Consider the following 23616-nt stretch of genomic DNA (forward strand, 5'->3'; position numbering starts at 1 on the left):
CTCGCGGCCCCGTGCAGGCCGTCGCCGCACGCATTCCGTCATCACCGCACGCGTGCCGTCGTCACCGCACCCGTGCCGTCGTCACCGCACGCGTCGCACCGATGCCGACCCGTGACGCTCGCTGCCGTCGCGATCGTGCACCCTGTAGGTCGTGCCACGTCTGCGACCGTCCGCCGAGCCACCGCCCGCCCCGCTGTCGCGATACTGGAAGGGCTACGTGGCCGACTGCACCGAGCAGGTCGACCGCTTCCACCGGATCACCGCCGTGATCACCGCGATGCAGGTGCGCACCTGGCTGACCGAGATCGGGAAACGACTGGACACCGAACTGGAGGCCGTCCAGCGGCTCGCCGCGGTCGGCGACTCGATCGAACCCGCGCGGTTCCGGATCACCGAGCCCCCGGCGAGGCGGATCGCGAACCGGCTGAACAAGGCGAAGGCGTCGCTGAAGCAGTCGGTGGACCAGGCGGCCGAGATCGCCGAGCAGGCGGTTCTGGACCCGACCCACGACGACGTCCGCGTCCACCTCAAGGTGCTCAACGAGCAGGTCGGACGCCTCGCGATCGCCGCGCCGCTGGAGGACGAGTCGGAGCCGCAGGGCCGGCGTCGCCGGTGGGGCCGCACGGCGTCCTGACGGGCGGCGTCCTGACGGGCGCGCCGGGCCGACGGGCTCGGCGACCACGACGTGAAGCATGTCCTGTCCGGCAGGACAGGGTCGGTCGCGTCCTGTCCGGCAGGACAGCGTCCGTCGCGTCCTGTCCGGCAGGACAGCGTCCGTCGCGAACCGTCCGGCTCGGCGCGGTCCGGCCCTGCAGCCGAACCGGTGCCGTCTCGACGGGACGTCGTCAGACTCGCCGCGCAGGCAGAGCTACACCGTTCGTGGTGCGCCGGTCGGACCACCACCGCGCGGAGGGACGCACCGGGCCGCGGTCACGCCGTCGCTGACGGGAATGGTGCAACGCGGATCGCCACACCGGTATCTGCAGCTCAGCGCTGTTCGGCCGCGATCGGTTTACTGGCGAATCGAACATATGGTCGAGTACACTCGGCCCTATGACCGCGGTCCAGGAACCTCCACGCACCGGCCTTCCCGCCGGGGATCCGGGGTTCCCGCAGATCGATCTGGCGCTGGTGCAGCTGGCGGTGGAGCAGGCCGCGCTCGACGACCTGTCCGGTGTCTCCGAGGCGGAGTTGATCGATCAGATCCAGCAGCTCGAATCCGTGCAGCACTCCCTGGCCGCGCTCCAGGCGACCCGGGTGCGGGCGTTCGCCCGGCTCCATGTCGAGAACGGCATCGCGGCCGGGCAGGTCGATCCGGATCGGTTGCAGCGCGGTGTGGTGGCGCAGGTCGGGTTGGCCTGTCGGGTGTCGCCGGCCGAGGCGCGGCGTCGGGTGAGTACGGCCCGGGATCTGCACGACGGTCTCGATCATGTGCGTGGGTTGTTCGGGGCCGGTGAGTTGAGCGCCGCGAAGGTGGCGGTGGTGGTGAGCGCGTGTTCGGGTCTGGACCGCGCCGAACGTGCCGCGGTGGATGTTCGCCTGGCCGCCCACGATCTGACCCGGCTCGGGATCCGGCGGTTGCAGGATCTCGCCCGCAAGTTCGCTGCCGAGGTGGCGCCGGAGAAGTTCCGGGCCCGCGCCGAGTCCGCCCGCGCCGAGCGGCGGGTGACCCTGCGCCCGGCGCCGGACGCGATGACGTATCTGACCGCGTACCTGCCGGTCGAGCAGGGTGTGGCATGTCTGGCCGCGCTGAACAAGGCGTTCACCGAGGTGTCGGTGAACCCGGCACCACTGACCCGGACCCGCGGTCAGGTCATGGCCGACACGCTCGTCGAGCGGGTTACCGGACAGGCGATGGCGACCGATGTGGGCGTCGAGGTCCAGGTCGTCGTCCCGGTCGAGGCACTGCTGGACCCGGACTCGCCGTTGCCGGCGGAGATCCCCGGCCACGGCCCCGTCCCGGTCGAACTCCTCGCCACGAGCGAAGGGAAGAAGACCCTGCGCCGCCTGATCACCTCCGACGGAGTCGTGATCGGCGGGGACTCCCGCCAGCGCACCTTCACCGGCCTGCTCGCCCGGCTGGTGCGGGCACGCGCGGGGAATCGGTGTACCGAGCCCTACTGCGACGCCCCGGTCCGCCACATCGACCACATCCACCGCGACGCCGACGGCGGGGCGACCGAACTCGACAACGGACGCGGGGTGTGCGAGTTCCACAACCACGTCCGCGAACAAGCCGGCTGGCGCGTCGCCCGCGGCCCCGACGGACAGGTCCGCACCACCACCCCGACCGGACACACCTACCGTGCCCCCGGCTGACCTCGCTGCGGTCCGTCGCGCGGACGGTCACGGCTCCGGCGCGCGCCTCACCGTCATCGACCCGACCGGTAGGCCGGACCGGTGCGGAACGCCCGGGTATCAGCGACAGGGCCCCGGAGCTCGGCGACGCGAACTCCGGGGTCCCGGCGAGATCCGATCAGAAGGGGCGGCCCCCGGCGATCGCGACGCGCTCGGCGACCCGCTTGTGCGGGTGGTAGTCGCCGACCGCGTAGTGCTGCGTCGCGCGGTTGTCCCAGAACGCCACGGTGCCCTCGGCCCAGCGGTGCCGGACCTGGAACTCGGGCACGTGCGCCTGGGCGAACAGGTGCCGCAGCAGCGCGTCGGACTCCTCGCGGGGCAGCCCCACGATCTCGGTGGTGAACGACGCGTTCACGAACAGCGTCCGCCGGCCCGTCTCCGGGTGGGTCCGGACGACCGGGTGGGTCACGGGCGGGAACTCGTCCTGCAGGCCGGCGAGCTTGTCCGCGTCCAGGAAGCGGGCGAAGCCGGGCACCATGTCGTGCACGGCCTCCGCACCCTCGATGCGGGCCTTCACCTCGTCGGACAGGTTGTCGTAGGCGGCGGCCATGTCCGCCCACATCGTGTCCCCGCCGAACGGCGGCGTCTGCACCATGCGCAGCACCGCACCCATCGCCGGCTCCTCGCGGAACGTGGTGTCGGCGTGCCAGATGTTCTCGTAGGTCTTCGCCCCGGCACCGAACCGGACGACCTCGTCGGACCCGCCGCGGTCGAGCATCGGGTTGGTCTCCAGCGAACCCCACAGCGCGCCGAAGTCCCGCTGCTGCTCGCCGGTGATGTCCTGCCCGGGGAAGAACAGCACCTTCCACTCGAGCAGCGCGCGGTGGAGCTCCGCGCGCAGCTCCGGACCGGGGGCCTCACGCAGGTCGACGCCGGTGATCTCGGCCCCGAGCGTCCGCCCGACCGGGGTGACGGTGAACAGCTCGAACGGTCGGTCCGGCCCGTCGCCCGGCAGGCGGCAGAGCAGGCGCTCGCCTTCCAGGAGATCGATGGCGGGCGTGGACCGGGGCCGGCTCACCGGCGCGTCGAGGTTGATCGTCACGTCCCCGATCCTGCGTCCGGAACCCCCGTCCGGACAACCCCCGTCCAAACGGACGGAATGCCTGTCCGGTCACCCCGGCCGGGCGCCGGCCCGTACCCACTCGATCACGGCCCGTTTCTCCGGCGTGACGTCGGTGGTGGTGATCGCCCGGACGTCGTCGGGCGGCAGCGGGTAGCGGACGTCCTCCTGCAACGACGCCCACGTCGCCGCCGCCAGGTCCGCCGCGCCCGCGGTCCGGATCAGCGACGGCACGACCTGCCGGTACTCGGAGCGGACCAGCTGGTCGAGTGCCGTGGAGGCGACGGCGATGTCGAAGTCCAGGTCACCGGCGTCGCTGGAGTCGGCGAGGTCCAGGCTGCGCCGCTCCGCGATCACCCCGAGCAGCACCGGGTGCAGCCGCGGGTGATCGCCCAGCACCCGGTCCGGGTCCACCTCGGAGCCACCGGGCTCGCCGATCCCGAAGGCCCGCGCGCAGAACTCGCGGTGGAACGCGTGCAGTGCGAGGAGCCGGAGCACCAGCTCGCCGCGCTCGTACTCGGAGCCGGCAGCGGTCAGCCGGGCCGTCGTCAGCACGCCCCACGCCCACGCCGCCCACGCCTGCTCGGAGCCGTCGTAGCGGAGGTCGAAGAGATCGACGGCGATCTCGTGCAGGTCGCCGAGGACGTCGGCGGGGTCCGGAGGTTCGAACAGCTCGTCCCACATGTCGGTCATCACGAGATTTCTACCGCGGGTCGCTTCCTCGAAACCGTCGGCCCCGGCAGGCAGGATGGGGTCATGACGACCACCGAGCCGAAGCACTCCGGTCTCGACCTGACCTGGGTCGACCCGGACGTCCGTCCGCAGGACGACCTGTTCGCCCACGTCAACGGCCGGTGGCTGGCGACCCACGAGATCCCGGAGGACCGCTCGCAGGACGGTGCGTTCCGGGTGCTGCGCGACCGCGCCGAGGAGCACGTGCGCGTCATCGTCGAGGAGTGCGCCGCCGGCTCACCGGAGCCGGGCACCGAGGCCCGCAAGGTCGGCGACCTCTACTCCTCCTTCATGGACACCGAGCGTGTCGAGCAGCTGGGCGTCGCGCCGCTGCGTCCGCTGCTGGACGAGATCTACGCCGCCGGCGACCGGGCCGCGCTCGCCGGCGTGCTCGGGCGGCGCCAGCGTGAGGGCCGGGCCGCGCTGTTCGGCGAGTTCATCGCGACCGACGCCAAGGACTCGTCGCGCTACCTGGTCAACCTCAACCAGTCCGGGCTGGGCCTGCCCGACGAGGCGTACTACCGCGAGGACGACTCGGCGGAGATCCGCGCGAAGTACGTGGAGCACCTGCAGCGGCTGGCGGAGCTGGTCGGCCTGGCCGAGCCGGCCCGGGTGGCCGAGCAGGTGATGGAGCTGGAGACGGCGCTCGCCGCCGCGTCGTGGGACCGCGTCACCAACCGCGACGCCGAGAAGACCTACACACTGCTGACCCGCGAGCAGCTCCGCGAGTCCGCTCCCGGGTTCGACTGGGCCGAGTGGGAAGCCGCGCTGGGCGTCCCGGCGCACTCGTACGACGAGGTGATCGTCCGGCAGCCGAGCTTCGTCACCGAGGCCGGCGCGCTCTGGGCGGGCCGCCCGCTCGAGCAGTGGCAGGCGTGGCTCGCCCTGCACACCGCCGCGGCGGCCGCCGAGTACCTGTCGTCGGACCTGGTCGAGGAGGACTTCGACTTCTACGGCCGCACCCTGTCCGGCACCCCCGAGCTGCGGGAGCGCTGGAAGCGCGGGGTGTCGCTCGTGGAGGGTGCGCTCGGCGAGGCCGTCGGGAAGCTCTACGTGGAGCGGCACTTCCCGCCGAAGGCGAAGGAACGGATCAACGAGCTGGTCGCCAACATCGTCGAGGCGTACCGGCAGTCGATCTCCACGCTGGACTGGATGAGCCCGGAGACCCGCGAGCGGGCCCTGGAGAAGCTCGGCAAGTTCACACCGAAGGTCGGCTACCCGGAGCGCTGGAAGGACTACTCGGACCTCGGGATCGACCCGGCCGACCTGCTCGGGAACGTCGGTCGCGCGGCGGAGTGGCGACACGACTTCGAGTACGCGAAGCTCGGCGGCCCGGTCGACCGCTACGAGTGGCTGATGACCCCGCAGACGGTCAACGCCTACTACCACCCGCGGCTCAACGAGATCGCGTTCCCGGCCGCGATCCTGCAGCCCCCGTTCTTCGACGCCGACGCCGACGACGCCGCCAACTACGGCGGCATCGGCGCGGTGATCGGCCACGAGATCGGCCACGGGTTCGACGACCAGGGCTCCCGCTACGACGGCGACGGCAACCTCCAGGACTGGTGGGAGACCGCCGACCGCGAGGAGTTCGACACCCGCTCCCGGATGCTGATCGACCAGTACAGCGCGCTCTCCCCCATGGGCCTGCCCGAGCACAAGGTCAACGGGGCGCTCACCGTCGGCGAGAACATCGGCGACCTCGGCGGTCTGACGATCGCGCTGAAGGCCTACGCGATCGCCAACGACGGCACCGAGCCCCCGACCCTGGACGGGCTGACCGGCGAGCAGCGGGTGCTGTTCGGCTGGGCGCAGGTGTGGCGGGCCGTCACCCGCGACGCCGAGGCGATCCGCCGGCTGGCGACCGACCCGCACTCGCCGCCGGACCTGCGGTGCAACGCCGTCGTGACCAACCTGGACACCTTCCACGAGGCGTTCGGGGTGACGGAGACCGACGAGCTGTTCACGGAGCCGGGCAGGCGCGTCCGGATCTGGTGAGGGGTGCCCGGTGCCGGGGGCTGGTCCCCCGGCACCGGTCACGCCGCCCGGATGGCGGTTCGACCGACGTGCCCCGGGTACCCGCCGCCCATGACCGAGAAGTTCGCGAAGGGCACCTGGGTGGCGTGGAACTGGGGCAACGGCACCCCCACCGCCAAGGTCGTCGACTCCGCCACCGACCGCATCGAGCGGACGATCGACGGCACGACGCAGTCCCGCAACGGGACCGAGGACAACCCCGCCTACGTCCTCGAACAGGAGAGCGGGCAGACCGTCCTCAAGCTCCACTCGGAGCTGAAGAAGGCCTGATCCGGCGCCGTCGCCGGATCACCAGGTAGATCACGACGAGCAGCAGCAGGAACGGCACACCCGCCTTCCAGGCCGTCGAGAACTGGTCGGTGAACGGCGTCGTCGCCAGCACCGCCGCGACGAACAGCATCGCCGCGACGGTGGTGTACGGGGCGCCCGGCAGCCGCACCGGGGACCGCTCCCCCACGTGCGCCATGTCCCCCGCGTGCGCCCTGCGGAACGCCAGGTGGCTGGCGAAGATCAGCAGCCAGGTGGTGAGCGCCCCGAACAGGGCCAGCCCGACGAGCAGCGGGAACGCCGTCTCCTCGGCGAACACCGACACCAGCGACGCGAGCGCCAGGCCGGCCGCGGACAGCGCCAGGGCCCGCTGCGGCGCGCCGCGCCGGTTTGTGCGGGCCAGCGCCCGCGGGGCGTAGCCGTCGACGGCCAGTGAGTACGTCATCCGCGCGGTCACGTAGAGGTTGGTGTTCATCGCCGACAGCGCCGCGGTGAGCACGACGACGTTCATCACCGCAGCCGCAGCCGGCACGCCCGCCTGCGCGAACAGCCGGACGAACGGCGACTCCGTGACGCTCTCCCCCGTCGACACGGTGTTCCAGGGAACCAGCGTGACGACGACGAGCATCGCGCCGATGTAGAACACGGCCAGCCGCAGCACGGTCCGCCGCGCGGCGCGCGGGATGTCCCGGCCGGGATCGCGCGACTCCGCGGCGGTCACGGCGACAGCCTCCGTCCCGAGGAACGAGAACGTCACCACGGTCAGCGCGAGCCAGATCGCCCCGAGCCCGTTCGGCGCGAACCCGCCGTGCGCGGTGAGCGCGCCTACCCCGACCGCCTCCTGCCCGGGCAGGCCGAACACGATCGCCGTCAGGCCGACGACGATGAACGCGACGACCGCCACCACCTTGATCATCGCGAACCAGTACTCGGTCTCGCCGAAGAACCGGACCGCGCCGGCATTGATCGCCAGCATGATCACCGAGAAGCCGACGACCGGGATCCACAGTGGCAGGTCGGGGTACCAGAACTGCAGGTAGAGCCCGGCGGCGACGACCTCGCTGCCGACGTTGACCACCTGCGCGGCCCAGTAGATCCAGCGCTGGACGAACCCGGTCCCGTCGCCGAGGTAGCGCTGCGCGACCGGCCCGAACCCGCCGGCCTCGGGATGGCGTACCACCATCTCGGCGAGCGCGTAGGCCAGCGCGAGCGCGACGACGGCCGCCACCGCGTACGCGACGATCACGGCCGGTCCGGCGATCGAGATGGCGAGCCCGGAACCGAGGAACAGCCCGGTCCCGATCGCGCCACCGACGGCGATCATCCCGATCTGCCGGCCGTCGAGGTCCCGGCGCAGCCCCTGCTGCTCGCCGTCCGTGCTGCCGCGCTCCACCCGTGCTCCCGTGCGGTACCGATCCCCCGGTCCGGATCGCGGACGGGGCGCACCGGCACGCGTGGTGATCACGTGCGCGGCGCAACGGCCCGGGATCCTCGCACGTCACCCTCGGGCACCGGGCCCGCGGGTCACGCTCCGGCGGGCCCCTGCGGCGACGGGTCGGCGAGGTCCCGGCGGTACCAGACGACGTCGCGCCACGCCCCGAGCTTCCAGCCGACCCCGCGGAACACCCCGACCTCGGTGAACCCGAGCGCCCGGTGCAGCGCGACGCTGGCCTCGTTCGGCAGGGTCAGGACGGCGACCGCCACGACCAGGCCGCACGCGGTCAGCCGGGCGAGCAACGCCTCGTACAACGCGCGCCCGGTGCCGCGGCCGCGGGCCTCCGGGTGCAGGTAGACGCTGACCTCGCAGGTCCAGCGGTACGCCTCGCGGGGCTTGAACGGGGCACCGTAGGCGTAGCCGAGCACGTCGCCGTCGTCGGTCACGGCGACCAGCCACACGTACCGCTCCTGTGCGGCGGCGATCCGCCCGGCCATCTCGACCGGCCCCGGCGGCTCCGACTCGAAGCTGACGGCGGTGTCGCGGACGTACGGCGCGTAGATCACCGCGCAGGCGTCGGCGTCCTCGGCGGTGGCGTCACGGATCTGCACGATCGCATCGAATCACGATGCAATCAGGACGGCTCCCGGGTGAGGATCGGAGCGTGACGACTGCTCCTCCCGCGGCGCGGACGGGTCTCCTCTCGGTGGTGCTCGGCCTGCTGTTCGGCCTGGCCGGTACGTCGACGTCGGGGGTGACGGTCGCGCTGCCGAGCCTCGCCGAGGGACTCGGCGTGACGACCGCCGACGCGACGTGGATGGTCAGCGGCTACGCGGTGGCCCTCGCCGTCGCGACGCCGGTGCACGGGCGGCTCGCCGACGCCGTCGGCATCCGGGCGCCGCTGTGCACGGGGACGGCGCTGCTCGGTCTGGGTGCACTGGCCGCGGCGCTGGCGCCGAACTTCGCGCTCCTGATGGTGGCGCGCGTCGTGCAGGGGCTCGGGGCGGCCGCGATCCCGGTGCTCGCGGCAGCCCTGCTGAGCGCACGCGCCCCGGAGGAGCGACGCGGAGCGGTGCTGGGACGCCTGGCGGGGACGTCCGCGGTGCTGTCCGCACTCGGCCCCCTGCTCGGCGGCGCGCTGACGACGGCCGGTGGCTGGCGCGCGGCGGTCGCGCTGCCGGTCGTCGGACTGCTGGCGCTGCCGTACCTGTGGCGGCGGTCGGTCGTCGACGGCGACGGGGCCCGTCCCGACCCGGCCGGCGCGCTGATCGTCGCCACGGCGGTGTCCGGGCTGGTCCTGCTCATCCAGTCGCCGAGCGCGGGGACCGCGGCCGCGGTGACGGGCGCGGTGCTGCTGGCCGTCGGCGTCCCGGCGACGGCCGCCTGGGTCCGGCACCGGCCGGACGGCTTCCTGCCCCGCGCCGTCGTCGGGAACGCGACGGTGGTGCGGTCGTCGCTGTGCGCGTCGGCGATCCCGGCGAGCTGGTTCGCGCTGCTGCTGGGCATCCCGCTGGCGCTGGCCGAGCGCGGATGGACCCCGCTGACGACGGGGTTGATGCTGGTGCCGTCGGCGGCGGTCGCACTCGCCTGCCCGGCGCTGTCCGCCCGGCTGCAACGACGGCTCGGGCCGACCCGCACCCTGCTCGCGGCCTGTGCGGCGACGGTCGCCGGGCTGCTCGCCGCGGTCGCGGGCGTCGCATGGCACCAGCCGTGGGTGCTCGCGGTGGCCCCGATGCTGGTGACACTGGCGTTCGGGACGGGGCAGCCCGCGATGATCGCCGCCGTCGGGGGCGCGGTGCCCGCCGACCGGCGCAGCGGGGCGATCGGCGTCGCGACGCTGTGCTTCCTCGCCGGGGCCGGGATCGGCGCCGCCGTCATCGGCGGGTTCGCCGTCGTCGTCGGGCTGGCGGCGGCGCTGGCGCTGCTCCTGGTGCTGCCCCTGCTGGGATCGATCGGCCTCCTCGTCGCGATCCGCACGGCCTGACCTGCACGACCGGGTTCGGACGGGATCAGGCGGGCGCGGAAGCGCCGCTGGTGCTGCGGTAGGACAGCCGTCGCAGCAGCGTCTCCGCCGGGCCCGGCGTCCCCCGCCGCTCCAGGACGACCGCGAACACCAGCGTCACGAGCCACACCCCGACCGCGTACAGCGCCATCGTCGTGCTGCCCAGCGACGCGCCCCAGCCGAGTCCCCACGCCGCGAGGACCGGCGCGCACAGCACCGACTGGGCGAGGTAGCAGCTCAGCGACCGCTTGCCGACCGCGGTCACCGCCGAGCCGACGGGGCCGAGCGGCCGCCCGGCGAGCCGGTTCCCGATCAGCCCGAACAGCGCCACGTAGCCGACGCCGCAGGCCAGGCCGGTGACCAGCTGCGTCGCCGCGAACACCCACATGATCTCGCCCCACCCGCCGATGACGCCGACGTGCGCCAGCGCGTGCGGCAGGCCGCCCGCCCAGCCCAGACCGATCCCGACGACGGCCGTCACCCGCAGCAGCCGCAGGTGCTGCTCCGGCTGTTCCAGGATCCGGCGCCGCGCGGACCAGAAGCCGAGCAGGATCGCGATCGGGACCGTCAGCCCGACCACGCCCTGGCCGAGCGTGATCAGCGGCCAGAGCGCGAGCCGGTCCCCGACCGCCGCGAGCACCGACGGCTGGGAGGCGCTGGCCGTCATGTCCGCCGGCATCCCGCCCCCGGCGGACGCGCCCACGGTCAGCACGGCCCACGCACCGAAGACCGCGAACCCGGCGAGCAGCACCAGGATGCCGGTGCCCACACCGGCCCACACCAGCAGCGTGCGGTCGGCCCGGCGGACGAACAGCCACACGAGCAGCAGCCCGCACAGGCCGTAGGCACCGAGGACGTCCCCGCCCCACAACAGGGCCGCGTGCACGAATCCGAACACGAGCAGCCAGAGGTTGCGCCGCTGCAGCAGCCGGAACGCGTCCCGCTCCGGCACGCCCTTCGCCCCCTGACGCCGGTAGATCACCGCCAGCCCGTAGCCGAACAGGAACGCGAACATCGGGTACACCCGCATGTCCACGCCCGTGATGAGCACCGCCTGCACGATCTTGTCCACGACCGAACCCTCGACCGGGTGGAAGCCGGCCTGGGAGTGCTCGCGGCCGTACAGGTAGAACGGCGTGTTCGCGAGCGCGATGAGCAGCAGCATCGCACCGCGCGCCAGGTCCGGCGCCGGTGCCCGGCCGCTCATGCCGAGCGGTCCTGCCAGTGGTGGTCGAGCGTTCTCGACGGTCATGTGGTCCCCCTGTTCCCCGGAGCCCAGCACAGCGGGGCCGACCGGGACGGTCAAGGAGGAAAAGGACGATTCATCCGGGCCGAAGGTCGACGATCCGGTCGGCCGTCTCCGTCGTCACGCCTCCTCCCGTAGCTCGGTGACGAACCGGTTCCGCAGCTCGACGGCCCACTCGTGCCCCGGGTCGCTCGGGTCCGCCCCCGGACGCTCCCGGGTGGTCATCGCGTCCGCGTAGACCCGGAAGCAGCCCTGGATGCCCCGGATCAGGCCGTCGACCAGGCACCGCCCCGATTCGAGCGGGTGCAGCACCGTCGTGAGGACCCGGTGCTCGTGGTCGGTGTCGGGGTCGGGCCTGTCCGGGCAGACGACGAAGATCCCGCGCCCGGCGAGTACCGCCTCCTGGAGGAGATCACGCACGACCTCCTCGTCGGGCTCGTCCTGGCGCATGACCAGGACCTCCCTCGCGACGCCGAGGTCCTCGTGCTCGATCGCCTCGGCGAGGGCGACGACGTCGGCGACGGAGTGCCCGGCGACGTCCGCCACCCAGCGGGCCGCCGCCCGTAGCCAGTGCACCGCGGCGACCGCGGCCGAGTGGGGTTCGACCGTGGTCAGCAGGCCGACGGGTTCGAGCGGATCGGCCTCGAGCACGGCGTCCGCGGTGGCGACGTGTCCCTCGTGGACGTCGCCCCGGACGTGCCGGACGGCCTGGAGTGCCCGTCCGGTGAGCTCACCGGCGTCGGCGTCGAGGACGGCGTCGAGCTCGGCACGCACCTCCCGGACGACGGTCTCACGGAACGCCCGCCCGGGCGTCCGGGCCAGCAGGCGGCCGAGCGCGTGGACGAGCCGGACACGTTCGTCGTCGCCGTCGGGCGGTGGACGGTCCGGGTCCCGCAGGGTGGCGAGGAGATCCGCGGGGCGGAGCTGCCCGGCCTCGCCCTCGGAGTAGGCGGACCAGAGCACCGCCGAGAGCCGGGTGAGGACGACCGTGATGCGGCGGGCGAGGGCGTCGCCGAGGTCCCGCGGCACCCGGGCGACCCGGCAGGCGACGGCACCGTCACCCGTCGGCCAGGTGGAGACGATCGCCGACGCGGCGAGGTCGTGGGCGTAGGTGGTCATCTCAGTCCCACCAGAAGTGCCACGAGCGGGCGCCACGGATCATCCCGGCGTAGCGCGACAGGGTGTAGTAGTCGCCGTTCTGCGGGTCCTGCTGGTCCGGGCAGAACGCGATGTGCTCGGCGGCGGCCTGCTCGCATTCGTCGTCGTACATCGGGGGTCGGGCGACCGACAGTTCCATCCGCGACCGGCTCATGAACACGACGAGCGCGCCCCACCGCGACTCCCAGTACCGGAGCACGGCAGCCAACGACACGAGGTCCTGGTGCGGATAGTTGCAGATCCCCGCCCATCCAAGAGCGGCCGGGGTGTCGGCCGGGCGGTACGCGTCGACGACCGCCAGGCTCCGCGGCGGACACTCGACCAGCTCGACGGCGGCGTCGAACGTATCGAGGCGGCGGGCCGGATCGGTCTCCGGCGCCACCGCGGTCGCCTGCGGGATCGCGGCCGGAAGGGCCTCGCCGCACGGACACTCGGAGGAGCAGGGGCCGGGCCACCAGCGGTCGAGGACGTCGCGGCCGTCGAGGGCGTCGATCGCCTCGGCGAGTGCGCGTGGATCGGTCGGGCGGTCGAGGGTGTGTTCGAGGTCGTCGGGGTGGATCCATACGGGACAGCGGCCGGTGACGTGGGCGCGGCGCAGGAGACGTCCGTAGAGGACCGGGTCGGGGTCGTCCGGAAAGTGCGGTGATCCGGCCGGGCCCGTGGCGGTGAGAGTCATGCGGCTTGGACGACGTCGTGGCGCCGTCGGTTCCGACGAGATTCAGGTCGGGCACCCGGAGCCGCGCCTGCGAATGGGACTGGTGAGCATCGTAAAGTCCGGGCGTCCAGGTCGAGCGAGACCGTCCACCTTGTGAACGGAACCCGCGCGGCGGGCAAGCCGGCCTCGAATCCCCGCACCAGATGATCGCTCCCCTCATGAATGACCCTGCGTCCCTCGATTCCAATCGGTCGACGCACGACAGTCCTCACCGGAACAACTGACCGCGACCGTACCCTGAGCGGCGGTACCCACTGATGCATCGAGCAAGACTACGATCACCGACATTGCCGCGAAACGCAGAAGAGGGCATCGATGAGCGATCACGAGCTGACGGTGACTGTGCACGTCGGAAGCGATCCACGCAGGCGCGAGCGTTCGGCGCAGGATCTCCGTGCGGCGTTGGTCGACGACCCGAAAATCGCGGGGGCGGGCATCACCGTGACTCGTCGGTCACGACAACTCGCTCCGGACGGAACGAAGAGCGCGATCGAGCTTGTCGCGGCGGCCGGTACGCTTGCGGTCATCGGTCGGTGGTATGTCCCGCACGTCGCCGACGTTCTCACGACCGCGATCCAAGCGTGGTGCGCCCAGGATCGCCGGATGTCGGTGACTCTCCACGACGGAGACCGTTCCTTGACCTACACCGGCAACCCTGATGCTGCGCAGCGAGCTGTGATCGAGCGCTTCTTCGAAGGGAAATCGCCCACAGGCGCGGACAGCTCGACGCTCCCGGACGACGGCACCGTACTGTGAGCGTTCCGCGACGCCGACGAGCGTTGCTGATCGGCAACGAGATCCACCACAACGACCGCTGGACCCGCCTGCCTTCAGCGAGAGTCGACAGGGACGAGCTCCGAGCCGTCTTGAGCGAGCCGACGATCGGCGGCTTCGACGTCGAAGTTCTCGCCGATCTTGACGCCCTACGGATGCGCGCCGCAATCACCAACTTCTGCCAGGAGAGCGTGGACGACGAGCTCCTGCTTCTCTACGTCTCCGGCCACGGTGCGGTCCGACCGGACGGCGAGTTCGCCTTCGTCGCGACCGACACCGACCCCCATGATCTGACCGGTACCGGGATCTCCGCTACGTTCGTCAACAACTGCCTCGAGGACAGTTATGCGGCGCAGAAGGTCGCCCTGTTCGATACGTGCCAGAGCGGCGCCTTCACCAGCGGATTCCGCACTCGCCCGACCAAAGGCGTGAGCACCACACCACTTACTCGCACAGCTCCGGTCCGCCCCCGTGGCGTCTATGTTCTCGCATCGTCCGACGTGGACGAGTACTCTTTTTCTGGACCCATCGATGAGTCCGGAAACCCCACGGCATCGGTCTTCACCGACGCCGTCGTGAAGGTTCTGAGCAGCGGCTCCGCGGGTACGACCGGCGGTGGTTTCGTCTCTGTCGACGATCTCTATGACGCCGTCCACCAGAGGCTGCTCGGACTGGAACCTCCGCAGACGCCTCTGAAGTCCTCGGACCACGTCGTGGGCTCGATCGTCATCGCCGCACGCCCCTCCGGCCGCACGTCAGCCGAATCACGAGTCGGCGAAGAGGCCAGCGCTCGAAGCTTCGCGGCGACCGCCCGCGAGTCGGACGACGATGCGGGCGTCGCACCAGACTGGTCACGGCTCCTCGGCTATTACGCCGACATCGTACGCGCCGACACGACCAGGCCCGGACTGATGGCAGTGGATGGCGACGACTACGTCGACCTGACCGGCTCTGAACGAGTGCTTCGAGGCGTCCTCGACCCGGACGGAACAGTTCCGGTGCCCGAGGGGGCCGATGCGTTGATCGAGTCGGCTCGAAGCGAGCACGGCCCGACGTTGTGGGCGGGCTGGCCTACGGTCGTGTTGCACCGCTCCGCGCCCAGTGGGACGCAGAGCGGACAACCACTGTGCGCACCGCTGCTGATACGTCGCGTCGAGGTCGTCGACGACGGCGGTGCGGTACGACTGCGGCCGATCAGCGACGTCGTACCTCATCCCGGACTGGTTTCCTCCTGCTTGGAGGAGGACGAGGCCGCCCGCCTGCTCTGGTCCTACCGGCCGAGCTGGCACTTCGGCGAGTCGGCGCGGATGGCGACCGATGCCGACCAGCTGCTCCGGGACCCGTTCGGACTGCCTTCGGTGGAGCAGCTGCGCCCCGAGCATCTGGCCGGTCGCGTCGACATCGCAACCCCCGGCGAGGGTGCCCGAAACGCCGCGATCCTGTTCGGGCTTCCGACCAGTTCGGCCGCCAAGGGCTTGCTGAAGGACTACGTCCAGATCATTGCTCGGCCCACATCGATCGCTGGAACGGCGCTCGCCGCGCTCCATCCCGACACCTCGACCGACGACGTGCCGAAGGCCGAGGTTTCACTCGTCACTCCACTTCCTGGCAACGACGCACAGGAGGCGGTCATCCGCTGCGCCATGACACGCCGCCTCACTGTTGCCACCGGTCCCCCGGGACGGGAAAGAGTCAACTCGTCGTCGACACGGTCGCGACAGCCACCGCAGCCGGCCAGAGTGTCCTCGTCGCATCGACGAACAACACGGCCGTCGACGAGGTTGTCGAACGCTGTCACCGGATCACCCCCGGATTCGTGGTCCGCACCGGCAACCGCGCTGCACGTCAGAGAGAACAGGCCATCGTGGCGGGACTGCTCCGAGCACAGAAATCCGCACCGGACGTGGAGACACGGCACCGTGCGCTACGAGCAGCCGACCGGAGCTGGTCCCGGGCCCGAGATGAGCTCGACACGATCGCCCGGCGCGAGAACGAGCTACTCGCCGCCGAACGAGCCTGTCACACCGAGGAAGTCTGGCTCGGGGCGGATCCTGCCCCGTTCTCGCGCGCAGCCCCTCCGAGCTGGGTCGATCGAGCCGCCTCGCTCGCCAAGGCCCGTTGGTTCGGTGACTGGCGCCGGCGTCGGTTCCTTCGGTCTTTCATCGGGGCCGACACAGCTGATCACCGTTTCTCCCCACTCGGGCGGTTCGACGATGCGGACAAGGCGACCGGCGACACGTCGCAGATCTGTGCTGCCCTAGGCCGTTGGGGAGCAGCCGACCGAGACCGGACCCGGCTGCGGGAGCTTGTCGGTGGCGTCGACGATCTGGCCGTGCAGTCCGCCCTGACCGAGGCCGAGACGCAACGCGCCACCTGGGGAAGAGCGCTGACCGCAGACGTCGTGGCACGACGGGCCCGGGACGGCCACCGTCAGATCCGTGAACTCCAGCAGGCCTCCGCGTCGGACCGGACGGACTGGGGGGAGTTCCGCCGGGCACTCCCCTATCTCCCGGCCTGGGCGTCGACGAGCCTGGCTGCTCGACGCTTCCCGATCGGCGAGGGTCTGTTCGATCTGGTCGTGATCGACGAAGCCAGCCAGTGCACGATCCCATCCATCGTGCCGCTGCTCTATCGGGCCAAACGGGCCCTCGTCATCGGTGACCCGATGCAACTGAGCCACATCACGAACGTGGACCCCGGCACCGACGCCACCCTGCGCCGCCGGTGGAAGGTCCCGCGAGCCTGGCTGTCCGAGCACCGGCTGTCCCCCGTCCGACACTCCGCGTTCGCCGCTGCCGAACAACGATCAGGTCCAGCGATCCTTCTCGACGAGCACTACCGCTGCCATCCCGATATCGCGGGTGTGGTGAACCGACTCTTCTACCAGGGCCGCCTCACTGTGTTCACCGATCCGGCCGCCCCCGGCCGGGTCAGGTTGCCCGGGCCGGCGCTGCGATGGCGAGACGTGGCAGGTCACGCCGTCCGCGGGCCGTCCGGAAGGTCGTGGCGCAATGACGCCGAGGCGACCGAGATCGACGCGGTACTCGGTGAGCTGATCCGGGACCTCCCCGACACCGCGACGATCGGTGTCGTCACTCCCTATCGAGCACAGGCCGAGTTGGTCACCGAGCTGGCTGGTCAGTTCGGTGATCGGGTGCAGGTGGGAACCGCGCACAAGTTCCAGGGCGGCGAGCGCGACGTCATGGTGCTCTCCCTCGTCGCGGGCAGGAACGAGGCCCCCCGACGATTCGACTGGATCGACCAGCAGCCGGAGCTGTGGAATGTCGCGATCACTCGTGCGCGGTCCCGGCTGGTTGTCGTCGGCGACGCGGCCCTATGGCGTGACAGGGGCGGCGTCGGAGCGGAGCTGCTCGACGCCGCATCGGCTGCCGCCGATGCGGTTCCGCCGGTGCACCACGAGCTCGACGACGACCTCGCCGATCGGCTCTACGAGGTGCTGGAGCAAGTTGGCGGCAGCGAGGTCAGGCTCCGGGCGACCGTCGACGGTCATCCGGTGGACGGCCTCTTATCCGATGGCCGAGCGGTGCTCGTGGACGACAGCGGTGCTGCGGCACAGCCGGGGGCACGCCTCAAACGGACGCTGACCCGATCTCGTCTTTCGGAGGCGATCCGGATTCCGGCGTGGACGTTGTACGGACCGCGGGCACTCGAGTTGATCGAGCGGGGGAAGCCGCCGATCTCCGAGGACCGCACCCACCGTCGGGCGTGACCGAGTGTCGCCGCTTCCGCCGGTCGGCACCAGCACGTTGAGATCGGCGAACCGAGCAGCGCCACCAGCGAAAGCGGTCAGGCCCCGCCCGAGGCGTCACCTCAGGTGGCGGGCGAAGAATCGGCTCCCCTCGTCGCCCTCGAACGCCGGGACACCGGTGTGCCCGCCCATGTTGGCGTGCAGCGTCTTCTCCTCGGAGCCGAAGGCGTCGAACAGGTCCAGGGCCGTCCGCCGGTCGTTCCCCTCGTCGTCCCACTGCAGCAGGACCAGCAGCGGAACGGTGACCCGCCGGGCCTCCTCGACCACGGCGCGGGGCACGACGCTCCCGGCGAACAGGAGCGCGGCCACGATGCGCGGTTCGACCACCGCCAGCCGGACGCCGACGGAGATCACTCCCCCGGCGAACCCGACCGGCTCCCGTAGCCCGGGGAGCGCGAGCAGGGCGTCCAGGACGGCCCGCCATTCCGGTACCGCCGCATCGACGAGCGGGAGGACGAGCCTGTCGACGATCTCGTCGCCGACCGGCTCGCCCGCCCGGAGCGCGCGACGGAGTTCGGCGCGGGCGTCCTCGGCGTCGGTGGAACGGGGCCGGTCGCCGCCCCCGGGAAGCTCGATGGTGGCCGCGGCGAACCCGTCCGCCACGCAGCGCCGGGCCCGGGCGACGAGCCGGGGATACATCCGGCGCAGTCCGCCGGGGTGGCCGAGAAGGATCAGCGGGACCGGCTCGGACGCCGATGCGGGTGTCCAGAGGATCCCGGGGATCCCGTCGAGGGTGACGCTGCGTTCGAGGACGCCGTCGTCGAGATGCTGTGCGGAGGAGAGTCGCATGGTCGTGCCCTTCGGGAGCGTTCGTGAACGGCGCTCCCGGACGACCTACCGCCCGACCGTGGCCCCGGAGGGGAGCACCCATGTCGATGTCGCGTTCACGGGGGTCACCTCCTTCGTCTCTGCCCAGCCGCACGGAAGGTAGCCCCGGGCGCTGTGGGCCGCCACCGAATTGCTCACCCGGGCAGCGAAACAGTGTCACCGGCGAGCCGCCCACGGCCCTTAGGTGGGTTTCCGTGAATCGCTCCGACACACCACGGTCTCCCTCTACTCTCACGCCATGTCCATGACTCCGGAACAGCAGCGTTCGATCGCGGAACTCGTCGCACAAGTGCACGTGGACAACGTGCTGCAGGTAGCCGCACTACTGCGGAAACAGGCGGACGACATCGAGGAGGCAATCACGTCGAACAGTCAGCGTCTTCAGGTCATCGCCTGCGGCGGTGATCCCATCTCCCGAGATGCCCGCGACAGTTTCCAGCGCAAGATCGACGCGATCGTCGACGTCCACTGGGCACATCACGACGAACTGAGGGCCGCCGTCGACGCCCTCCATGCCACGGCTCGCGGATACGGGTTCACCGACGCCGACATCGAACGCACCTTTCAGAACCTGGGGACGGCATGAGACGGATCCGCATCGCCGGCGCGTTGCTGACGGTCGCCGTGTCGGCGGCCGGGTGTGGATCCGGACATCCCGGAAGGGAGGACACCCCGTTTCCTCCGAGGCCTTTTGCGATCGACGTGCAACGGGTCGACCCGTGTACCGCGCTGTCCGCGGACGAACGGGCGGAGATGGGCGTCCGTAACGGGCGCCCTGGGAAATCTCACGGTGGGACGTCCCGTGGATGTACCTGGGTTGGCAACCGCGGCCTCGGATACAACCTGCAGACCTTCGACATCGGTGCCGTCGCGACGATCGGCGCGGAACCGACGTCGACAGTGGTCACCGTCGGCGGCTTCGGTGCGGTTCGGAGCACCCCACCTGCACCGGGAACCGGCCTGCCCCTGTGCCAGGTGGTCCTCGACGTCGCCGACGGCGCCTCGCTGCGTGCACAGCTACAGGCCAATCCGACCCGGGACGACTCGCCGCCTCCGACCATCGACGAGGTCTGTGCCCGGTTGGGAACCACGGTGACGACGATGCTGGAGAACCTCCGGGCGCAGCAGGGTCAGTAGTTCCCCACGACCCGCACCGGCTCCACCAGGACGGCCGCGCGGCGCTGCTCGGCCATCACGCGGTCGTACTCGGCCCAGTCGTCGTGCGTCCCGCCGCAGGCGGCGAAGACGTCGCGCAGCAGCCGGGGGACGTCCACGCCGTCGACCGGGTCGTCCGGCCCGATGATCTCCGACGAGCCCTCGACGGCGACCCAGCGCCAGCCGGACCGCCAGTGCAGCGATGTCGCGGGTCGCGTGCGCAACGCCTGCAGCTTCACCGGGCCGTAGGTCACGTAGGCGGCGACGGGTGAGCCGGTCACCGGATGGTCGAGGACGCCGGCGTTCACGAGTGAGGTGTGCGGGCGCCCGTCGGGGCGGACGACGGCGACCGTGCACAGGCCGCTGTCCTCGGCCACGATGCGCCGGACGGGATCCAGATCGGCACTCATGGACCGAGTGTGCCGCAGACCGGCCTCAGCGCCAGCCGAGCTTCTTCGTGCAGGACGGCCAGGCCTTCCAGCCCTGCTCGTCCTGGACCTTCTTGGCGACCTCGATCTGCTGCGACTTCGACGCCTGCTCGGGGCTGGAGGCGAACTCGGTGCCACCGAACGACTTCCACGTGGTCGGGGTGAACTGCAGCCCGCCCTTGAATCCGTTGCCGGTGTCGGCCTGCCAGTCGCTGGTGCTCTCGCAGTGCGCGAGCTTGTCCCAGGTGGCGGTCTTCTCGACCGAGGGTGCGGCCGGGGCCGAGGGGGCGGCCGACGCGGTGCCGACGACGCCGAGCGGTGCCGCGGCCATCGCGGCGGCGGCGCCGATCCGGGCCGCCGTGCGGCCGGTGTCGGTGGGCTTGCGGTGCCGTCCTGCCATGTTCGCTTCTCCGTGCGGTGGGGAGCAGTTGCGTCGCCGGCCGGGCACGGTTCGGGGAGGGCCCGGACGGCGGCCGACACGGTAGGCACGCCCACCCCGGCCGGCTCAACCCGTCACCTCCGCTCGTCGCGGACGTGCGCGGTGAGTGGTCGGACGCACGCGATCGGCGACGGACGCAGTAACGCGAACCGGACGAACGAACCAGTTCCCGGGCCCCCTCCGTCGGCCGATCAGCGGGTGCTGTTCGCCGCCGGGACCCGGTCCCCGGTGGCGGGAACCGCCGCCTTCCGGCCGAGGACCGACGCGACGACGGCCAGGACGACGACCACACCGCCGTAGGCGAGCGCCGTCGGGCGCAGCCCACCCGCGGTCGCGGCCACCCCGGCGATCATCGCGGGGACGCTGAACGAGAGGTACGCCAGCGTGTAGGTCGCGGCGAACAGCTCACCGCGCTCGTGCGGGGCGGCGAGCGCCGACAGCGTCCCGAACGTCGCGAAGGACGCCGAGCCGAACCCGACGCCGGCGACGAGCGTCCCGACGGTCGCGACGACGAGCACGCCCGTCACCACCCCGGTGAGCGTCACGAGGGTGCCGACCGCCAGCAACGCCGCGGCCGGCGTCAGCACGCGGGCCGGGGTGCGCCCGCGCAGCAGGAACGCGGTCAGCGCGCCGGTGAGGCAGAGCGCCGCGACGACCAGGCCGCCGACCAGGTGGTTCCGGACGCCGAAGACGTCGACGACGACCGACGGCCCGAGCGACATGTACAGCCCGCCGAGCGCCCAGCTCGCCATCAGGATCGGCACGATCACCGCGAAGCCGGGACGGACCCGCGCCGGTACCCCGACCCGGGGCCGCAGCGACCGCAGTGCGCCCGGCCGCCGGTCGATCGTCTCCGGGATCAGCGCCACCAGCAGCGCCGCGACCAGCAGGCCAGCGGTGAGCAGCACCCACACCAGCCGCGTCGGTGCCGGGGCGAACTCGACGAGTGCGCCGCAGGCGAGCGCGCCGAGGCCGAGCCCCGCGAGCGGGGCGGTGCCGTTGACCAGGCCGGCCCGGGCCGGATCGCCGCGCCGAGCCGCCAGGTCGACGACGGTCGCCGGCAGCGTCGCCGTCGCCGCACCGGTCGCGATCCCCTGCACGACGCGGGCGGTGAGCAACCAGCCCACGCCGTCGGCGGCGAGGAACAGCAGCAACGAGACGATCTCCAGCGCGATCGCGCCGAGCAGCACCGGCCGTCGTCCCACGTGGTCGGACAGGGCACCGACGACGAGCAGCGCCGCGATGAGGGCGAGCACGTACACCGCGAAGACCGCGGTGAGGGTGAACTCGGTGAAGGCGAACCGCTCCTGGTAGACGACGTAGAGCGGGGACGGCGCCGACGACGCGGCGAGGAACCAGACGAAGGTCGCCGCGACGACGGCGAAGGCGACCGGTGGGCTGAGCCGGAGGCGGCTCGACGGGGCGGTGCTCACGGGACTCCTCGGGTCGCTCGTCTGCTGAGCGTTGCCAACGACCGGGCCCGGTCCCGGCATTCCCCGGACCGTGTGACAGGTCAGGTCCGTCGCCACTCCCCCGCGCCCTGCACGACCACTGCCACGAGCAGCGGCACCGCGGCGAGCGCGGGCACCGCGCCCGGCAGGTGCACCAGCAGCAGCCCACCGGCGACCGCGCCGAGCACGAGCGCACCGAGCTGGCGCACCGCGCTCCACCGCCGGGCCTCCCCCGCGGCGAGGTCGGCGACGGCGCCGGTGAGCGTGCCCGTCAGGTAGGTCGACGACTCCCCCAGGCGCAGCGCGACGCTGCTCTGCCCGCCCATCGCGATCGCGGCCCCGGCGAGCAGCAGCACGGCCGGGGCGCCGGCCGACGGCCAGAGCACCGCGAGCACGACGAGCAGGAGCAGCTCCGCGAGCAACGGCGCGGCGACGGCGGCCGGCCACCGTCGCCGTCCGAACGTCCACAGCGCGACGCCCACGACGAACCCGGCGACGGCGACGACCGGCGCGACGAGATCACCCCACCGTCCGGCGGCCGTCGCGGCCCCGGTCGTCACGAGGTTCCCCGTCACCACGCCGGCGAACGCCCCGCCGAGCGAGCCGACCGCCCAGACGTCCACCACACCCGAGCACGCCGCCATCGCGGCGAGCACCACCGCACGTCGCACCCGTCGATCCTCCCGGAATCGGCGCGACGGTGGCAGGCTCTCGGAACATGCTGCGTGCCACGTCCTCCCGGGTCGGGCTGTTCCACGTGCGCTACGAGGTGAGCCACGACGGCCGCCCCGTCACCGGCTGGACGGCGCGTACCTGGCAACGCCATCGGGACCTCGTGATCGACGGCCATCCCTACGCGCTGCGCTCGGAGGGCATCGCCCGGTTCGCGCTGGAGGGCGACCTGCGCGCGCACATCCTGCGCTCCGTGGACCATCCGGACGGCCCGCTGTCGCGACCACACTGGAACATCGAGATCGGGGACCTGACGTACCGGCTGGCCGGGTCGGGCGTCGGGCGGCGGTTCGCGTTGCTGACGACGGCCGACGCGGTCAACGAGGCCGGCCGGGTGTGGCGGACGGGGGCGCTGCGGCCGTCGTACGCCGCGCAGCTGCCGGACGCGCTGGAACTGCCGGTGCAGGTGTTCGTGCTGTGGTCGGCGATGGCGATCTGGCGGGCCAGCGTCGCCGCCGCGACCGCCGTCGCCCGGTGACCGGCGCCTACCGGGCGGCGGCGTGGGTCACGAGCACCGGGATCGGCGACTCCAGGATGATCCGCTGAGCGGTGCTGCCGGTGAGCAGCTTCCCGACCGGGCTGCGCCGCTTGACCCCGACGACGAGCAGCTCCGCGTCCTGCGCGGCCGCCAGGTCCAGGAGTGCCTCGGCGGGGTCGCCGCCGTCGTCGACGACGCGGACGTCGGTGCCCGGGTCGCCGTCGGCGCGCAGCGACGCGAGGCGGGCCTCGATGTCGGCGCGCAGCGTGCCGCCGTCGTGGACGTCGGAGTCGGGGTCGAACCGCTCCTGTCGCTCGGTCGCGAGCGCGACGAGGGTCGCGCCCCGCAGCCGGGACTCGCGGACGGCCAGGTCGAGCGCGGCAGCGCCCTCGGGCGTCGGGCCGTAGGCCACACAGATCGTCATGTCGCTCCCCATCAAGCGCGTGCGGACGGCGGAACGATATCCAGCGAAACGGACGAGTCGAGGAAAAGTTCGTTGTGTTCACAGCGTTCGTAGAGTTTCCGGAACCGGACATTGGCGACCGCGGTGAT

The 23616-nt window shown here is 71.9% G+C and carries 23 protein-coding genes and 2 pseudogenes; 12 read left to right on the top strand and 13 right to left on the bottom strand.

Going from position 1 to position 23616, the window contains the following annotated elements:
• Positions 1–151 precede the first annotated feature (151 nt).
• Together PP1_RS06545 and PP1_RS06550 are read left to right on the top strand one after the other, a co-directional pair.
• Entirely contained in the window at positions 152–634 is a 483-nt protein-coding gene (locus PP1_RS06545) for a hypothetical protein (protein WP_139323834.1), read from the top strand.
• A gap of 419 nt (positions 635–1053) precedes the next feature.
• Positions 1054–2319, top strand: coding sequence for an HNH endonuclease (locus tag PP1_RS06550; RefSeq protein ID WP_010227479.1), 1266 nt, complete (start codon positions 1054–1056; stop codon positions 2317–2319).
• Positions 2320–2476: 157 nt separating this feature from the next.
• Here PP1_RS06550 and PP1_RS06555 read toward each other — a convergent pair whose 3' ends face one another.
• Together PP1_RS06555 and PP1_RS06560 are read right to left on the bottom strand one after the other, a co-directional pair.
• Positions 2477–3400 carry a TauD/TfdA dioxygenase family protein gene (locus PP1_RS06555; RefSeq protein ID WP_010227477.1) on the bottom strand — a complete coding sequence of 308 codons (924 nt, stop codon included), beginning with the start codon at positions 3398–3400 and terminating at the stop codon, positions 2477–2479.
• A gap of 69 nt (positions 3401–3469) precedes the next feature.
• Positions 3470–4111: a hypothetical protein gene (locus PP1_RS06560; RefSeq protein WP_029239380.1), complete on the bottom strand. Its 642-nt coding sequence runs from the start codon at positions 4109–4111 to the stop codon at positions 3470–3472.
• 63 nt (positions 4112–4174) lie between these two features.
• Between PP1_RS06560 and PP1_RS06565 the strand changes: the two genes are divergently transcribed.
• Together PP1_RS06565 and PP1_RS06570 are read left to right on the top strand one after the other, a co-directional pair.
• Positions 4175–6148 (top strand): M13 family metallopeptidase, encoded by a 1974-nt coding sequence (locus tag PP1_RS06565; RefSeq protein ID WP_010227474.1) that lies wholly within the window; start codon positions 4175–4177, stop codon positions 6146–6148.
• 90 nt (positions 6149–6238) lie between these two features.
• On the top strand, positions 6239–6457 hold the full coding sequence (locus PP1_RS06570) for a DUF2945 domain-containing protein (RefSeq protein ID WP_010227472.1): 219 nt from the start codon (positions 6239–6241) through the stop codon (positions 6455–6457).
• On the opposite strand, the gene PP1_RS06575 is transcribed toward PP1_RS06570, so the two are convergent.
• Both PP1_RS06575 and PP1_RS06580 read right to left on the bottom strand, forming a co-directional pair.
• Positions 6426–7847 carry an amino acid permease gene (locus tag PP1_RS06575; protein WP_010227470.1) on the bottom strand — a complete coding sequence of 474 codons (1422 nt, stop codon included), beginning with the start codon at positions 7845–7847 and terminating at the stop codon, positions 6426–6428. The genes PP1_RS06570 and PP1_RS06575 overlap by 32 nt on opposite strands.
• Positions 7848–7978: 131 nt before the next feature.
• Positions 7979–8500, bottom strand: a complete 522-nt coding sequence (locus PP1_RS06580; protein ID WP_010227468.1) for a GNAT family N-acetyltransferase — start codon at positions 8498–8500, stop codon at positions 7979–7981.
• Between the two features lie 53 nt (positions 8501–8553).
• Here PP1_RS06580 and PP1_RS06585 point away from each other — a divergent pair, with 53 nt between their 5' ends.
• Entirely contained in the window at positions 8554–9873 is a 1320-nt protein-coding gene (locus PP1_RS06585) for an MFS transporter (RefSeq protein WP_168170490.1), read from the top strand.
• 25 nt (positions 9874–9898) lie between these two features.
• On the opposite strand, the gene PP1_RS06590 is transcribed toward PP1_RS06585, so the two are convergent.
• The 3 genes from PP1_RS06590 to PP1_RS06600 all read right to left on the bottom strand — a co-directional run bounded on the left by PP1_RS06590 (position 9899) and on the right by PP1_RS06600 (position 12971).
• Positions 9899–11143, bottom strand: coding sequence for a DUF418 domain-containing protein (locus PP1_RS06590; protein ID WP_033200726.1), 1245 nt, complete (start codon positions 11141–11143; stop codon positions 9899–9901).
• A 114-nt stretch (positions 11144–11257) separates the two neighbouring features.
• The gene (locus tag PP1_RS06595; RefSeq protein ID WP_010243582.1) at positions 11258–12256 is read right to left on the bottom strand and encodes a hypothetical protein; all 999 of its coding nucleotides are present in this window, start codon (positions 12254–12256) and stop codon (positions 11258–11260) included.
• A gap of 1 nt (position 12257) precedes the next feature.
• Positions 12258–12971: a DUF4253 domain-containing protein gene (locus PP1_RS06600; RefSeq protein ID WP_010243580.1), complete on the bottom strand. Its 714-nt coding sequence runs from the start codon at positions 12969–12971 to the stop codon at positions 12258–12260.
• A 354-nt stretch (positions 12972–13325) separates the two neighbouring features.
• Here PP1_RS06600 and PP1_RS06605 point away from each other — a divergent pair, with 354 nt between their 5' ends.
• The 4 genes and pseudogenes from PP1_RS06605 to PP1_RS06615 all read left to right on the top strand — a co-directional run bounded on the left by PP1_RS06605 (position 13326) and on the right by PP1_RS06615 (position 17514).
• Positions 13326–13766, top strand: a complete 441-nt coding sequence (locus tag PP1_RS06605; protein WP_010243578.1) for a hypothetical protein — start codon at positions 13326–13328, stop codon at positions 13764–13766.
• A pseudogene (locus tag PP1_RS31555) lies at positions 13763–14437 on the top strand (caspase family protein); the annotation flags it as partial. The gene PP1_RS06605 and the pseudogene PP1_RS31555, both read left to right, overlap by 4 nt.
• Positions 14438–14910: 473 nt before the next feature.
• Positions 14911–15615 (top strand): annotated as a pseudogene (locus tag PP1_RS31560) (hypothetical protein); the annotation flags it as partial.
• A 501-nt stretch (positions 15616–16116) separates the two neighbouring features.
• Positions 16117–17514, top strand: a complete 1398-nt coding sequence (locus PP1_RS06615; protein ID WP_337819667.1) for a DEAD/DEAH box helicase — start codon at positions 16117–16119, stop codon at positions 17512–17514.
• Between the two features lie 96 nt (positions 17515–17610).
• Here PP1_RS06615 and PP1_RS06620 read toward each other — a convergent pair whose 3' ends face one another.
• Positions 17611–18342, bottom strand: coding sequence for a hypothetical protein (locus PP1_RS06620; protein ID WP_010243574.1), 732 nt, complete (start codon positions 18340–18342; stop codon positions 17611–17613).
• Between the two features lie 277 nt (positions 18343–18619).
• Here PP1_RS06620 and PP1_RS06625 point away from each other — a divergent pair, with 277 nt between their 5' ends.
• Positions 18620–18967, top strand: a complete 348-nt coding sequence (locus PP1_RS06625) for a PE domain-containing protein (protein ID WP_010243570.1) — start codon at positions 18620–18622, stop codon at positions 18965–18967.
• The gene (locus PP1_RS06630) at positions 18964–19518 is read left to right on the top strand and encodes a DUF3558 domain-containing protein (RefSeq protein WP_075314102.1); all 555 of its coding nucleotides are present in this window, start codon (positions 18964–18966) and stop codon (positions 19516–19518) included. Before PP1_RS06625 ends, PP1_RS06630 begins: the two co-directional genes overlap by 4 nt.
• On the opposite strand, the gene PP1_RS06635 is transcribed toward PP1_RS06630, so the two are convergent.
• The 4 genes from PP1_RS06635 to PP1_RS06650 all read right to left on the bottom strand — a co-directional run bounded on the left by PP1_RS06635 (position 19512) and on the right by PP1_RS06650 (position 22525).
• Entirely contained in the window at positions 19512–19946 is a 435-nt protein-coding gene (locus PP1_RS06635) for a pyridoxamine 5'-phosphate oxidase family protein (protein WP_010243566.1), read from the bottom strand. The two genes, PP1_RS06630 and PP1_RS06635, sit on opposite strands and share 7 nt — an antisense overlap.
• Positions 19947–19971: 25 nt before the next feature.
• The gene (locus tag PP1_RS06640; protein WP_010243565.1) at positions 19972–20364 is read right to left on the bottom strand and encodes a transglycosylase family protein; all 393 of its coding nucleotides are present in this window, start codon (positions 20362–20364) and stop codon (positions 19972–19974) included.
• Positions 20365–20594: 230 nt separating this feature from the next.
• On the bottom strand, positions 20595–21836 hold the full coding sequence (locus tag PP1_RS06645) for an MFS transporter (protein WP_010243564.1): 1242 nt from the start codon (positions 21834–21836) through the stop codon (positions 20595–20597).
• A gap of 80 nt (positions 21837–21916) precedes the next feature.
• Positions 21917–22525 (bottom strand): DUF1275 family protein, encoded by a 609-nt coding sequence (locus tag PP1_RS06650; RefSeq protein ID WP_139317198.1) that lies wholly within the window; start codon positions 22523–22525, stop codon positions 21917–21919.
• A gap of 47 nt (positions 22526–22572) precedes the next feature.
• Between PP1_RS06650 and PP1_RS06655 the strand changes: the two genes are divergently transcribed.
• Positions 22573–23064: a hypothetical protein gene (locus PP1_RS06655; protein WP_010243560.1), complete on the top strand. Its 492-nt coding sequence runs from the start codon at positions 22573–22575 to the stop codon at positions 23062–23064.
• A gap of 7 nt (positions 23065–23071) precedes the next feature.
• Here the strand turns inward: PP1_RS06655 and PP1_RS06660 are convergent, their stop codons facing one another.
• A complete protein-coding gene (locus PP1_RS06660) occupies positions 23072–23488 on the bottom strand; it encodes a universal stress protein (RefSeq protein WP_033200724.1) in 417 nt (138 codons plus the stop codon).
• Between the last annotated feature and the right edge of the window lie 128 nt (positions 23489–23616).

It is taken from the genome of Pseudonocardia sp. P1, from assembly GCF_000178675.2.
GTDB lineage: Bacteria > Actinomycetota > Actinomycetes > Mycobacteriales > Pseudonocardiaceae > Pseudonocardia.

Coding starts and splice junctions, on each gene's coding strand:
- PP1_RS06550 (WP_010227479.1), top strand. CDS start 1,054: ATGACCGCGGTCCAGGAACCTCCACGCACCGGCCTTCCCGCCGGGGAT.
- PP1_RS06560 (WP_029239380.1), bottom strand. CDS start 4,111: ATGACCGACATGTGGGACGAGCTGTTCGAACCTCCGGACCCCGCCGAC.
- PP1_RS06565 (WP_010227474.1), top strand. CDS start 4,175: ATGACGACCACCGAGCCGAAGCACTCCGGTCTCGACCTGACCTGGGTC.
- PP1_RS06570 (WP_010227472.1), top strand. CDS start 6,239: ATGACCGAGAAGTTCGCGAAGGGCACCTGGGTGGCGTGGAACTGGGGC.
- PP1_RS06590 (WP_033200726.1), bottom strand. CDS start 11,143: ATGACCGTCGAGAACGCTCGACCACCACTGGCAGGACCGCTCGGCATG.
- PP1_RS06595 (WP_010243582.1), bottom strand. CDS start 12,256: ATGACCACCTACGCCCACGACCTCGCCGCGTCGGCGATCGTCTCCACC.
- PP1_RS06600 (WP_010243580.1), bottom strand. CDS start 12,971: ATGACTCTCACCGCCACGGGCCCGGCCGGATCACCGCACTTTCCGGAC.
- PP1_RS06605 (WP_010243578.1), top strand. CDS start 13,326: ATGAGCGATCACGAGCTGACGGTGACTGTGCACGTCGGAAGCGATCCA.
- PP1_RS06620 (WP_010243574.1), bottom strand. CDS start 18,342: ATGCGACTCTCCTCCGCACAGCATCTCGACGACGGCGTCCTCGAACGC.
- PP1_RS06625 (WP_010243570.1), top strand. CDS start 18,620: ATGTCCATGACTCCGGAACAGCAGCGTTCGATCGCGGAACTCGTCGCA.
- PP1_RS06630 (WP_075314102.1), top strand. CDS start 18,964: ATGAGACGGATCCGCATCGCCGGCGCGTTGCTGACGGTCGCCGTGTCG.
- PP1_RS06635 (WP_010243566.1), bottom strand. CDS start 19,946: ATGAGTGCCGATCTGGATCCCGTCCGGCGCATCGTGGCCGAGGACAGC.
- PP1_RS06640 (WP_010243565.1), bottom strand. CDS start 20,364: ATGGCAGGACGGCACCGCAAGCCCACCGACACCGGCCGCACGGCGGCC.
- PP1_RS06655 (WP_010243560.1), top strand. CDS start 22,573: ATGCTGCGTGCCACGTCCTCCCGGGTCGGGCTGTTCCACGTGCGCTAC.
- PP1_RS06660 (WP_033200724.1), bottom strand. CDS start 23,488: ATGACGATCTGTGTGGCCTACGGCCCGACGCCCGAGGGCGCTGCCGCG.